Below are 12717 nucleotides of genomic sequence, written 5' to 3' on the forward strand. Positions count from 1 at the left end.
GTCAGTGGCAAATCAAATATCAAGGAAACCGCCGTGCTCGACCTCGAATTGCTCAAGACCTTCGTCTGCGTGGTCGATGAAGGCAGCTTCACCCGCGCCGCCGAGCGGGTGCATCGGACCCAATCCACCGTCAGCCAGCAGGTTCGCAAACTGGAAGAACTGGTCGGCAATCCTTTATTGCTTCGCGACCGAACCGGGCAGAACGTCAACGTCACCGAGCATGGCGAACTGCTGATTCACTACGCACGACGCTTGCTGGCCTTGTCCTCGGAGGCGTTGGAAGCCCTCGCCAGCGACCTCGATCTGGAGATCCTGCGCATCGGCGTGCCGGAAGACTTCGACGCCCGGCGCATGGCGCTTATCCTCGCCGGGTTCAATCGGGCCAGGCCGCAGGCGCGCCTGGAAACCGTCAGCGGCATGAGCACCGATCTCAAGCAGAAACTCGCCACGGGTGAGATTGACATCGCACTGGTCAAGCGCGAGCCGGACAGCGGGCCGTGCTGGGCGGCCTGGCCGGAAGTGCTGGTGTGGGTCAAAGGTGTCGGCGTCGACTCTGCCAACGGGGTATTGCCCTTGGCACTGTTTCCGCAGGGGTGCATTTACCGGCAGCGGGCAATCCGCCTGCTGGATGTGGCGCAACGACCCTGGCGGGTTGCGTTCGGCAGCCATAGCCTGACGGGCATTCAGGCCGCGGTGGCGTGCGGACTGGGCGTCTCGGTGCTGCCTGCTTCGGCGGTATTGCCTGAGCACAGTGTATGCACCGATCTGCCCGAACTGCCGCCGACGGAGTTGGCGTTGATCAGCGGCGAAGGCGCACTGACCGGGTTGCAACGGGCATTGGTGGGTTTTTTGCGGGAGGAGTTGGACAAGGCGTGAAAATTGGGGGCCTGAAGTGCACCCACTTCAATAAAGCACGCACAACTGTCAGATCAACTTGTCGATCTCATCCACCATCACCCGGGGAACGAGGTCCGCCGGAATCCGAGAGGACTTCTGACGGGTTATTTATCGCCGCCGAAAAACATCTCGAGCCAGGAGAGCTTCGACGCCTTGGTCACAAAATGCAGTTCGCCCTGCGGCGTAACCGTCAAATGCCTGATGTGGTCTTCCGACAAGGCAACACGCTGGCTGATGCGCATGGCTTCTGAAAACAGTTCAGGTTGCTTTCGGGAAAAGTCTAGATCCGTGCAGGCATAAAAGAACGGTTTGACAGCCGACCCGATGAACATCGAGATGGCCCCGTTCATGGTAATCATCGGAACGCCGGCATATTTCTCAAACGGAAACTCTTTAGCAGAGACCCCCGAGGCGATGACAAAAACAGCACCTTTTTGAATGTTGCGGCAATCATCCAGGTCATGCACATGAAGCGGACCTGTGGCGCGTGATGATTTCTTTTGCGCAACATCCATTTTCAAACTCCCTGTCCCACTGGGTCGTTCTCAATGACTATTTGCATCCCGCGTATAGGGGACAGACTTTTTTAACCAAGCCTGATCCCCTACTGCTGACTCGGCCCCGCCGCCACCACCGAACCCGCCGAACCCGCCGAACCCGCCGATGTGTGTAAATCCAGTACCGGCATTTGCGAAGGCCGATTCAATGCGCGCAACACCGGCGCATCGTATCCATACACGTCAGGCTTGAACGCCACCCGACCATCACTGCCCAGATCCACGGTCCAGTACGCCAGCAACACCGGCACTTTCACCGGAAGCCGGATGTTCTCGGTCTTGCCGTTAGCCAGTTGCTTTTGAATGCCTTCGCTATTCCAGCGGACCGGGTCATTGAATAACAGCTCCACGAGTTGCAGCGGGTTCTCTACCCGAATGCAGCCCGAACTGGTGGCACGGACGGTTTTGGCAAACAGCTCGCGGTGCGGTGTGTCGTGGAGGTAAATCGCATAGTCGTTGGGAAACCGGATCACCACCTGACCGAGCGAGCTGTCAGGCCCGGCGTCCTGACGCAGGACGAGACCGCGCGGATTGCTCCAGTCAACGGTCGACGGATCAAGCACATTGCCTTCTCGATCAAGCACGCGAATCCGGTTGGCGGCGAGGTAACCTGGATCGTTCTGAACTTTTGGCAACACATCCTGCTTGAGGATCGTCGGCGGCACGGTCCAGGTCGGGTTGAACGTGATGTAAGAAATCTCGGCCTGAAATACCGGAGTATTGCGCACCGGTTTACCGACCTGCACCCGAGAACGCCAGATCGGGTGACCGTCGCGATACATCGCAACCTTGTAGCCGGCGATATCCACGATGACGAACGTGCCCTGAAGTTTGTAAAGCAGCCAACGCGCCCGTTCCATGTTCACCCGCACCTGATCGATGCGCGCGTCAACGGACACATTCAGCGCGGCCAACGTCGCCGCGCCCGCCATACCATCGGCCCCAAGGTATTGCTCGGTTTGATACTTTTTCACGGCAGCGGTGACGGCGGCGTCGTAATTCGTCCCGCGCGTAATTCGCGGATCAAGAAAACCACCTGCAGCCAACCTTGCCCGCAACTGCGCGACAGCGGGTTCGTCCATGCCAGGCTTGAGGGAATGGCCTTCAGCAACCTTCGGCCAGCCGCCCATGTCACGAACCTTGCGCAGTTGCGCCAAGGCTTGACGCAAGCCAACGTAAACCGCTTCCTGCGGCGGCGCCTGAGCAAAGGCCCGGGCGACATCATGGTTGTCGAGGGCGGCGAAAAAGTTATTGACGTCGGCGCGGGGATCGACGCCCGACGGGTCGAAATTCCAATGGATGTCGAGCCGCGAAGGATCGACTTTGCCCCGCCGCAATTGCAGCAGTGCGGTGATGAACGTATGAGTCGTCGCCATATCAAAGGCTGCCCGTTGCTCGGGCGTGGCCGGCGTGACCTGCATTGCTGACTGAGACCTGACCAGTTCATCAATATGGAAATCCGCCGGGTTCAGACCGTCGAACTGTGTATCGTTCAGGCTTTTGATTAACTGGGTAACGTCGCTGTCATTGGACCAGGCCGCTCGATAGGCGCGATGCGTATAAAAATCCATCACCAGGCGGCTGACATCCACCCGCCGATGGCGCGGTGAAGTGAGCAACGGTGGAAATGCGGTTTTCAGCGGAGCAAGCGTGGCCTGAATCGCCTGTGCGACATTATCGTCCGCTGCGGCCTCGATAACGGTGCTCGGCTCAATTGTCAGCTCAATCGGCGAAGTTTCGGCGATTGCTGCACCGCTGATCAGAAAGCCCATAAAAAAGATGCGGCTTATGACGAATAACCTTGTTAACTGCCCCATAGATAATCCTTAATCTCCCGCATTCAACGGCTAGCTTTCCACACACTGCTAGACTCGAAACTATCATGATGAGACATCTATATGGCGCCAGAACGCTTCGGCCTCCTACTCACGGCACTGCTACTGACGATAACGTCAGTACCGTCAGCCTACGCCGATTCGCTCGCGGCCGCCCTCATCAAAGCGGCCCCCAATGCTAACGCCAAGGTAATTGGGCTGGCCGTACGTGCATCCCAGTGCAGCATTGCTCAAGGCAAAGCACCTGTCCAAAGACTCGCCGTCATCGACTACTCTCTGCCTTCGACCGAACAACGGTTGTGGGTGTTCGATTTAAAGAAGCGCAAGTTGCTGTTTCATGAACTGGTGGCCCACGGGCGCAACAGCGGCGAGAACATGGCCGTCAACTTCTCCAACCAGAATGAAAGCTTTGCCACCAGTATCGGCTTGTACCGCACTCAACAGAGCTATGTCGGACAGAACGGCTATTCGTTGCGCATGGAAGGCCTGGAAGCGGGTTTCAATGACAATGCGTTTGACCGGGCAATCGTGATTCATGGCGCACCTTATGTCAGCCCGGTGCTCGCCCGTGCAAATGGACGGATTGGCCGAAGTTTGGGCTGCCCTGCCGTACGGCCGGCGATTGCTCATCGGCTGATTGATTCGATGAAGGATGGGCAGTTGTTGTTTTCGTATTACCCGGATCAGCGTTGGTTGAAGTCTTCTTCGTATATCAATTGCGGCAGCGGCACTGTAGCGGATGCGTCCAGGCCGAATAAGATCTGATAAAAAAAGGGCAGCCGGTCAGGTTGCCCTACTTCGTAACACTACATCCCCTTCATTGAATTCATGTCATGCGTCGCAGTAGCGCAAACCACCTGCGCAGCCTTTGCTACGGGGGCAGCCACGCTTTTTTTAAGACAAAAAGGCGCGCGCTCGCAGACAGACATGACGCAAGGCAAAACCTGCATTACCTTGAACGAGTTACGATTACGCTTACATCACGACAGGGAATCGAAATGAGTAAAGCAGACGAACTCGCCACGAAACTGAAACAAACCCGGCAGACCAGCGGTGATCATGCAATCGACAGTTGGCCCGTCCAGGTCTACGAGCTGTATCACCAGATCGAGGTGTGGCTGTCGCCACTGACCGAAGTGGGCCTGATCCTGCGGCGCAATTCCACTCATGTGATCGAAAGCAAACCGGACGGGGAAATTTTCGACTATGCCATCGACCAATTGATCATTGAGGGCAACAGTCACACGCTTACTTTCGATCCTGTCGCGCGCTTTACTGCGGATGGCGAGGGACGTGTCGAAGTCCACTCCAAAGGCAAAGAACTAGCGCTGCTGCGAACCGTGGATGAGCATGGCGAGACGCATTGGTGGCTGCAGACCATCGAGAGTTCGGGGCAACAACCGGACGCAGTAGCGCTGACTGAGCACAATCTGCTGGCGGTGGTGCAAGAAGGGCTGGAGCTCTAGACCCACGCCACTACACCAACTGCGTTTTGCACCCTACTCCCTCACAAAAGCCCGAGAACAATGAAGAACATAAAAAACACGATGATGCTCGGTGGCCTGCTCGCTCTATCCCTTGGCGTCCAGGCACAGGAAGGCCCTTCACATCTGGACAGCGTCATCCAAAAAGGCCAACTGCGCGTATGTACGACCGGCGACTACAAACCCTATACCTACAAAGCCGAGGACGGCGAATACAGCGGGATCGACATCGCCATGGCTCGCTCGCTGGCTGACAGCCTCGGCGTGAAAGTTGAGTGGGTGCAGACCACCTGGAAAACCCTGATGCCCGACATGTTGGCGGGCAAGTGCGACATTGGCGCCGGCGGGATCTCGGTCACGCTGGAACGTCAGAAAAAGGCTTTCTTCAGCACCACGCTGGATGTCGACGGCAAGGTTCCACTGGTGCGCTGCGAAGATCAGGCGCAGTACCAGACCGTCGAGCAAATCAACCAGCCTTCGGTTCGCTTGGTTGAACCGGCGGGTGGAACTAACGAGGCGTTTGTTCACGCGTTCCTGCCCAAGGCGCAGTTGCGGCTGCATGACAACGTGACGATCTTTCAGGAACTGCTGGATAAGAAGGCTGACGTAATGATCACCGATGCTTCGGAGGCGTTGTATCAGCAGAAGCTAAAACCCGGTTTGTGCGCGGTGAATCCGAGCCATTTCATGCAGTACGGCGAAAAGGCCTACTTGCTGCCCCGCGACGATATGACTTGGAAGTTGTATGTGGATCAGTGGCTGCACCTGGCCAAGGTGACGGGGAATTACCAGAAAGTTTTGGGCCAGTGGATAGCGACGCCCGAGTCGAAATAGCCTGTTATTCACCGCTACATTTTCCATGTAGCTGCTGGCGAAGCCTGCGTCCGACTGCGAAGCAGTTGCCAACCCAAAGCACACGGCACATCAGGCAAAACGCAAAACGGCGGAAATACTTCCGCCGTTAATCGTCGTGCAACAACCCCGAACCGTACTCGCCGAAGCTGTTGCCGAGCGCACTGCCATGGAAATTCATCTTATTGGGGTTGTTGGTAGGCCCCGGACCAAAACCGGCAGACGGCAGGGTGGCTTCCGAGTATTCGCTATGAGTGCTTGCACCCGAACAGGCGCTCAATAGCAACGCACCACCGACCAGCACGACTTTTAAGAGATTCGAGATCATTTTTCAGTTTCCTGTGGGTTGGAAGCGCGGTGACCTTAGGTCGTTATGCTATGCCGCATGACCAACAGGCATTATGAAATTTGGCTGGGCGACAGCGTTGGTTCAGGTAGCGATTGCTTGAGGCAAAAAAGGGTGTTCCCCGGACAAACTGTCAAAAGAGCAACGTCCTACACGACTCTGGGAATTGTCCGTACACTTGCGCATTGCTGTGCCTTTGTCACGAGGCCTATAGTCCACCCAACGCCAAAATGGCGTGTCGGGTTTGGCGACTCGATGGCAATTGAACTGAAACCTTCGAGCATTTTCGGAGCGTTTCGGAACGCACTTAGCTGCCTGTTTTATGGTGGCTGTGCGCGGGAGACCTTAGGGTCTGCCGGTTTCTCCATTGCCCGGTTCGCCAACCCGCGTACGGCTACCACCCATTCGTTTGGCGACGATTGAGTAGTAGTTTTCTCAAATTAATGGAGCTTCACATGAAAGAATTTATGGCTTTAACCAGCAACGCCGACGACCTTCCCTCGCTGTATGTAAACACCACCCAACCGCTGCACTCACTGCTTAGCACCGCACGCTACCGAATTGGTGCGGTAACGCAGATCCTGGAAAACCTCGCGATGCGCGGCGACATCACCACGGACTCGGTGATTCTCAGTGACTTCGCAATGCTTTGCTGCATACCGTTGCGCGATGGCTGTGATGTGCTGGATGTCATTGCTCGACGTATGGATGCGCAACCGTCCTGACGTCACAACGGGGCGCCCTCCTCGGACGCCCCTTCGGATTTATGGAAGCTGGCAGCGAAAAGAAGTTCCGCGTAAATGCCCCCAATCACCGCCACACCCGCGCCGCTTCTCCGTAGCCCCGATTACCTCTTATGCCGTTGTTCAGATGCCCTGAACAACAGCAAGACTCGCCTAAGCCCCGCAACCCCAATCCTGATAAACTCCCCACCTCCCAGCCTCACCCATCTCAGAATCGCCAATGCCCCCAATCACCGCCACACCCGCCCCGATCTCCCGCCGCTTCTCCGTCGCCCCGATGATGGATTGGACTGATAGGCATTGCCGTTTTTTCCTACGCCTACTCTCCAAGCACGCCCTCCTCTACACCGAAATGGTCACCACCGGCGCGCTCCTCAACGGCGATCACGACCGCTTCCTGCGTCACAACGAGGCCGAACACCCGCTCGCCCTGCAGCTCGGCGGCAGTGTGCCGCTGGACCTGGCGATGTGTGCGCGCATGGCGCAGGACCACGGCTACGACGAGGTGAACCTGAATGTCGGCTGCCCGAGTGATCGGGTGCAGAACAATATGATCGGCGCTTGCCTGATGGGGCATCCGCAGTTGGTGGCCGATTGTGTGAAGGCGATGCGCGATGCGGTGTCGATTCCGGTGACGGTGAAGCACCGTATCGGGATTAATGGGCGGGACAGTTACGAGGAGTTGTGTGATTTCGTCGGCACGGTTCGGGATGCCGGGTGCACGAGTTTTACGGTGCATGCACGGATTGCGATTCTGGAGGGGTTGTCGCCGAAGGAGAATCGCGATATTCCGCCGCTGCGTTATGACGTGGCGGCGCGGTTGAAAACAGATTTTCCGGAGTTGGAGATTATTCTCAACGGCGGGATCAAGACGCTGGAAGCCTGTCACGAACATTTGCAGACGTTCGACGGCGTTATGCTGGGTCGCGAGGCTTATCACAACCCTTATGTGATGGCTGAGGTGGATCAGCAGCTGTTCGGCAGCACGGCGCCGGTGATCAGCCGGGCTCAGGCACTGGCGCAATTGCGACCTTATATAGCGGCGCACATCGATGCGGGTGGTTCGATGCACCATATCACTCGGCATGTGCTGGGGCTGGGCACCGGGTTTCCCGGGGCGCGCAAGTTTCGGCAGTTGTTGTCGGTGGATATTCACAAGGCTAAAGAGCCTTTGGTACTGCTGGATCAGGCGGCAGAGTTGCTTGAGGGGCGTTAACGGTCGCTTGGGTTGAACCTGTGGTCTGATTTGGCATCGTATTTACCGATACCGCGCCCCGCCTTTCAAACATCCGTTTTCCGGTTGTTTCCGCTGGGGCCGTCCATACGTACACGCACCCTTGAGTGGCTGTCAGCGCTCGGGTAATGTCAACAGACCCATAGGACAGAGCACGCCCATGACTTCCAAGCTGGAACAACTCAAACAAATGACCACCGTGGTTGCCGACACCGGCGACTTCGAAGCTATCGCTCGCGTTAAACCCGTGGACGCCACCACCAACCCTTCTCTGCTGCTCAAAGCGGCGGCCATTCCCGGTTATGCCGAGTTGCTGAACGCGTGCGTCAGTGACTGCAACGGCGATGTCGGCTTGGCCAGCGACCGTTTTGGTGTCGCGGTAGGGCAAGAAATCCTGAAAGTGATCCCCGGCCGCATTTCCACCGAAGTGGATGCACGTCTGTCGTTCGACACTGACGCCGTATTGAAGCGCGCGCACCGTCTGATCGACCTGTACGACAAGGCCGGCATTGGCCGCGACCGTGTGCTGATCAAGATCGCCTCTACCTGGGAAGGCATCCGCGCCGCCGAGACGCTGGAAAAAGAAGGTATCCAGACCAACCTGACCCTGCTGTTCTCCTTCGCTCAGGCTGCCGCTTGTGCCGACGCTGGAGTATTCCTGATTTCGCCGTTCGTGGGTCGTATCTACGACTGGTACAAAAAGGCCAACGGCAACGACTACACCGGCGCGGATGATCCGGGCGTGCAGTCGGTAACGCGCATCTACAACTACTACAAGGCCAATGACTACAAGACCGTTGTCATGGGCGCGAGCTTCCGTAATCTGAATCAGATCGAGCAACTGGCCGGTTGCGACCGCCTGACCATCAGCCCCGATCTGCTGGAAAAACTGGCCGCGGATACTGGCAAGCTGGAGCGTAAGCTGGCACCGGGTCATACCGGTGAAGCGCGTCTAAGCCTCAATGAAGCGCAGTTCCGTTGGTTGTCCAACGAGGATGCGATGGCGACCGAGAAACTGGCTGAAGGTATTCGTCAGTTCGCTCGCGACCAGGAAAAACTCGAAGCATTGCTGCAAGCCAAGCTCTGATCCACCAAGAGCAAACGCAAAAGGGCGAACCCTCACAGGTTCGCCCTTTTTTGTATGCGCTCAGTTATGGAATCAGTGACGCTCCAACGCATTCACCAAATCATGGAACGCTTCACGATTGGAGTCGTTCAGGCCCATGAGGATCTTGTGCGCTTCGAGCACTTTGATCCGCACCACTTCTTCGGACTGATCCTGGTCTGGCAGGTCGGTCAGGCACTCAGGGCAGGGGATCGGACGGTCAACGATGTTGAACACCTGCTCGAAGCCCATGGACTGCAACAGACGGGTGATGTCTTCGTGGGTGGTGACAACGGTCGGCAGCAGGCCGACCTTTTGCCGCGACAGGATCGACAATTTGGCCAGCAGGCCAAGGGTGGTGCTGTCGATGCTGCGGGTTTCGGTCAGGTCAATCACGATTGCGTTGAAGTTCAACGCGGTGAAGATCCGCTCAATAGTCGCATCCAACGCCGAACACAGGGTCAGGCGAACTTCACCGACGAACTTCAGGACGAAGGTGCCGTCCTGCTCGGCGAACTGGATTCTACCGGTACTCATTAAAGATTCCTGCTCAACACCAACAGGGCGATATCATCCGGCATCTCCCCTAGCGTGGCCAATCCAAAAACCTGCCGCAGACCATCCAGGCTGCCGCCCGCTGCCTTGACCCGTTGGGGCAAAGCCGCCTCTTTTTCTTTGAGTGTAGGTTCTGGCAAAAGGTCCAGAATGCCATCGGACATCAACGTCAGGCTGAACGTCGGCGGCAGTTCCAGTACGTGATCTTCGTAGGTGGCTTCATTGAAGAGGCCCACCGGCAGACCACGTCCTTCCAGATAACGAACACTGTCTGGCGTGTACAACACAGGCAACGGCAAATGACCACCGATGCTATAGGTCAACAAACCTGTCTCCTCGTCGATGACTCCACCGACCATTGTGACGTGTTTACCCAGCTTACAACTGATCAGGCCTCGGTTGATATGACCAAGGACCTCTGAAGGCTTGAATTCCGGCAATGTACCGCTGCGCTTGGATTCGAACAGCAAACGCGTGGTCATGAACTTCAGCAGCACCGTAACGAAGGCTGAAGAGGCGCCATGGCCGGAAACGTCCGCCAGGTAGAAGGCTACCCGACGCTCGTCAACCCGAAAGTAGTCAACGAAATCACCCGACAAGTACAACGACGGGATGATCTGATGAGCAAACTGGAACTCGTCGATGGTCCAGGGACTGACCGGCAGCATGTTCATCTGCACCTGGCGACCGGCGTTCTGGTCTTCCTGGAGCAGGTTCAGGCTGGCGGCGAGCTCGCGGTTGGCCTTTTCCAGCTTCTCGCGGTAGCGCTGGTTTTCCAGCAGCAGACGCGCACGATCCAGGGCCCGGCGCACAGAGTGCTCGAGCACAGCCAGATCTTCGAGAGGCTTGATCAGATAGTCCGCCGCGCCAAGGCGCAGGGCCTCGACCGCGTCATTCATCACGCCGGCGCCCGAAACCACGATCACCGGGGTTTGCGGCGACCGCTCGGTGACCTGACGGATGAGTTCGAGTCCGCCCATCTGCGGCATGCGCAGATCGCAGATGACCAAGTCGGGCTTGTCTTGCTCGAATACCTGAAGACCCTGCTGGCCATTGCTGGCCTGCAAGACGCTGAAACCACTGTCTTCCAAATAGGCGGCGAGGCTCGCGCGCACTACTTCGTCATCATCGATTATCAGCAGCGTGGCACTGGTTTTTGGCATGTGGGCAAACGGCGCCAGAATTAGGTTGGCGTAGCAGGCAGGGGTTTTGTCCCGGCTCACACTACTGGATTCGCTTTCTAGCCTCTCTGCTGCACTGTTTTCGAGCGCTTGCCCTACACACAGGTACACCAGAGGTGCCCTTCTAAGGCGCAGACGGTACTCCCATCCGCGGGGCGTTTCAAGCTCACGCCGATGGTCGCTTGACGTCTTTCCATTTCAAATCACCGGGAGTTATAAGAACGGGTAAAACCGTAACTCAATGGAAGGTTCCAGCGGATGAGTCGAACCGCCCAAGTCAAACAAAAGAAGGCGACCCAATGGCCGCCTTCTGCGTTTTACCGGTCGGATCAAAAATCGTCTTCGACCTGGCCGTCTTTGACTTTGAATTCGCGGTTCTGCAGATACGCATTGCGAATGAAGATGTACTTGTCGCCGCTGATCAGCTTCTCGCTCGACAACAGGCTGGCGCGGGTATCGACGATGTTCAGGCCGAAGATCGAATTACGAACCGGCACGTCGTTGATGTAACGGTACGGGCCGGTGTAACCGTCGATGTACTTGGAAGGCGCGTCACGCAGGGTGCTTGGGCCCAACAGCGGCAGCATTACGTAAGGGCCGCTGCCTACGCCCCAATAGCCGAGGGTCTGGCCAAAGTCTTCGTCGTTACGTTGCAGGCCCATCTGCGTGCCCACATCGAAGAAGCCCAGCAGGCCGAAGGTGGTGTTGAAGATCAGGCGTGCAGTGTCGACGCCAGCGGCCGCCGGTTTGGCTTGCAAGACGTTGTTGGCAAGGTTGGTAACATCACCGACGTTGCGGAACATATTGTGGATGCCGTCTTCAAGAAACTGCGGCGTGACGAACTGATAGCCCTGGGCCAAAGGCTTCAGTGCATAGGTATCGAGAACGTCGTTGAACTTGTAAATCGGACGGTTGATGCTTTCCCAAGGATCATCTTCAGAGGCTGCCTGAGCAACGAACGGAACCAGCAGCACACTGGCGCACACACAAAGCTGAGCTAGATGATTGCTCCAGCGCATAGAAAACTCCTTGGATTGTACTGGCGCGGGCACTGGGCCCAAGCGATAAGCTGGCTAGTATAAGACGGAAAAGTCGCTTTAGGCAGCATCGCGCGAGGCATCCTGTAGACGATGCGCGATGACTGTGAGCGATTCACATCAGTGTCACTCAACTGTCACCATCACCCCCTAGCCTTGAAGCTATTTCAGGGACGTTGATATGCCGCACGCCGAAACCTTGCCCCTCGCTGCACCCAGCCTGACCGCCGTGCTGTTCGGTCTCAGTGGTTGCCTGGTGGATTTCGGCGCACGCACGCGCTCGCACGGCAGCCACACTGCCGAGCACGCCGAGGTCACCCCCGGCGCTTTGGATAGCCTGCGCAGCTTGCAGCACCAGCAGATACCCTGCGCCTGGCTCGATGAACTGCCCCCAGTCCTCAGCCATTCCCTGGCCACCGCACTGCCGGAATGGATCAAATCTTCGCAACACCCCGCAACAAACAATCCATGGCCGGCACCGCACGCTTGCTGGCAAGCCTTGATGCTGTTGAATGTCGAACGGCTCGATGGTTGTGTGCTGGTCAGCGGCGAACCGCGGCTGCTGCAATCGGGGCTGAATGCCGGAATGTGGACGATTGGCCTGGCGTCCTGTGGCTCACTCTGCGGGCTGGCACCCAATGAATGGCAGGCACTGACCCAACAGGAACGCGAACTCAAACGCGGCAAGGCGACGGTGCAGTTGTTCGGTCTGGGCGTGCACTCGGTGATCGACCACCTCGGTGAACTCGATACCTGCCTGGCAGACATCAGCCTGCGCCGGTTCAAGGGCGAAAAGCCCTGATCGAGATCATGCAGGTTGCGCGCGAGTGGATTAATCTAAAGGTCAGCCATAGACCTTTGGCGTGCCGCTGCGGTCTATGCCAGTGCCTA

At 57.3% G+C, this 12717-nt stretch carries 14 protein-coding genes; 8 read left to right on the forward strand and 6 right to left on the reverse strand.

Annotation, left to right across the window (positions count from 1 at the left end):
• The first annotated feature begins 33 nt into the window (after positions 1-33).
• Complete coding sequence (locus FQ185_RS09005) at positions 34-876, forward strand: LysR substrate-binding domain-containing protein (protein ID WP_149417116.1); 843 nt, start codon at positions 34-36, stop codon at positions 874-876.
• A 125-nt stretch (positions 877-1001) separates the two neighbouring features.
• On the opposite strand, the gene FQ185_RS09010 is transcribed toward FQ185_RS09005, so the two are convergent.
• Together FQ185_RS09010 and FQ185_RS09015 are read right to left on the reverse strand one after the other, a co-directional pair.
• Positions 1002-1412 (reverse strand): hypothetical protein, encoded by a 411-nt coding sequence (locus FQ185_RS09010; protein WP_178113512.1) that lies wholly within the window; start codon positions 1410-1412, stop codon positions 1002-1004.
• Positions 1413-1501: 89 nt separating this feature from the next.
• Positions 1502-3271 (reverse strand): murein L,D-transpeptidase, encoded by a 1770-nt coding sequence (locus FQ185_RS09015; protein ID WP_149417117.1) that lies wholly within the window; start codon positions 3269-3271, stop codon positions 1502-1504.
• An 81-nt stretch (positions 3272-3352) separates the two neighbouring features.
• Between FQ185_RS09015 and FQ185_RS09020 the strand changes: the two genes are divergently transcribed.
• The 3 genes from FQ185_RS09020 to FQ185_RS09030 all read left to right on the forward strand — a co-directional run bounded on the left by FQ185_RS09020 (position 3353) and on the right by FQ185_RS09030 (position 5607).
• Positions 3353-4054, forward strand: coding sequence for a murein L,D-transpeptidase catalytic domain family protein (locus tag FQ185_RS09020; RefSeq protein WP_149417118.1), 702 nt, complete (start codon positions 3353-3355; stop codon positions 4052-4054).
• A 233-nt stretch (positions 4055-4287) separates the two neighbouring features.
• Complete coding sequence (locus FQ185_RS09025) at positions 4288-4755, forward strand: hypothetical protein (protein ID WP_149417119.1); 468 nt, start codon at positions 4288-4290, stop codon at positions 4753-4755.
• 60 nt (positions 4756-4815) lie between these two features.
• Complete coding sequence (locus tag FQ185_RS09030; protein ID WP_149417120.1) at positions 4816-5607, forward strand: transporter substrate-binding domain-containing protein; 792 nt, start codon at positions 4816-4818, stop codon at positions 5605-5607.
• A gap of 127 nt (positions 5608-5734) precedes the next feature.
• Here FQ185_RS09030 and FQ185_RS09035 read toward each other — a convergent pair whose 3' ends face one another.
• Positions 5735-5953: a hypothetical protein gene (locus FQ185_RS09035; protein ID WP_149417121.1), complete on the reverse strand. Its 219-nt coding sequence runs from the start codon at positions 5951-5953 to the stop codon at positions 5735-5737.
• A 473-nt stretch (positions 5954-6426) separates the two neighbouring features.
• Here FQ185_RS09035 and FQ185_RS09040 point away from each other — a divergent pair, with 473 nt between their 5' ends.
• The 3 genes from FQ185_RS09040 (at position 6427) to tal (ending at position 9035) form a co-directional block, all read left to right on the forward strand.
• Positions 6427-6696: a short-chain dehydrogenase gene (locus FQ185_RS09040; protein ID WP_149417122.1), complete on the forward strand. Its 270-nt coding sequence runs from the start codon at positions 6427-6429 to the stop codon at positions 6694-6696.
• Positions 6697-6934: 238 nt separating this feature from the next.
• Positions 6935-7930, forward strand: a complete 996-nt coding sequence (dusA, locus tag FQ185_RS09045) for a tRNA dihydrouridine(20/20a) synthase DusA (protein ID WP_149417123.1) — start codon at positions 6935-6937, stop codon at positions 7928-7930.
• A gap of 178 nt (positions 7931-8108) precedes the next feature.
• Positions 8109-9035 carry a transaldolase gene (gene tal / locus FQ185_RS09050; RefSeq protein WP_149417124.1) on the forward strand — a complete coding sequence of 309 codons (927 nt, stop codon included), beginning with the start codon at positions 8109-8111 and terminating at the stop codon, positions 9033-9035.
• Positions 9036-9107: 72 nt separating this feature from the next.
• Here the strand turns inward: tal and rssC are convergent, their stop codons facing one another.
• The 3 genes from rssC to FQ185_RS09065 form a co-directional block, all read right to left on the reverse strand.
• Positions 9108-9590: an anti-sigma factor antagonist RssC gene (gene rssC, locus FQ185_RS09055; RefSeq protein ID WP_007935262.1), complete on the reverse strand. Its 483-nt coding sequence runs from the start codon at positions 9588-9590 to the stop codon at positions 9108-9110.
• Positions 9590-10771, reverse strand: coding sequence for a two-component system response regulator RssB (gene rssB, locus FQ185_RS09060; protein ID WP_149417125.1), 1182 nt, complete (start codon positions 10769-10771; stop codon positions 9590-9592). Before rssB ends, rssC begins: the two co-directional genes overlap by 1 nt.
• A 347-nt stretch (positions 10772-11118) precedes the next feature.
• Positions 11119-11808, reverse strand: coding sequence for a VacJ family lipoprotein (locus FQ185_RS09065; RefSeq protein WP_149417126.1), 690 nt, complete (start codon positions 11806-11808; stop codon positions 11119-11121).
• Between the two features lie 199 nt (positions 11809-12007).
• Here FQ185_RS09065 and FQ185_RS09070 point away from each other — a divergent pair, with 199 nt between their 5' ends.
• A complete protein-coding gene (locus FQ185_RS09070; protein ID WP_149417127.1) occupies positions 12008-12628 on the forward strand; it encodes an HAD family phosphatase in 621 nt (206 codons plus the stop codon).
• Positions 12629-12717 lie beyond the last annotated feature (89 nt).

The organism is Pseudomonas sp. ANT_H12B (assembly GCF_008369325.1).
Taxonomy (GTDB): domain Bacteria; phylum Pseudomonadota; class Gammaproteobacteria; order Pseudomonadales; family Pseudomonadaceae; genus Aquipseudomonas.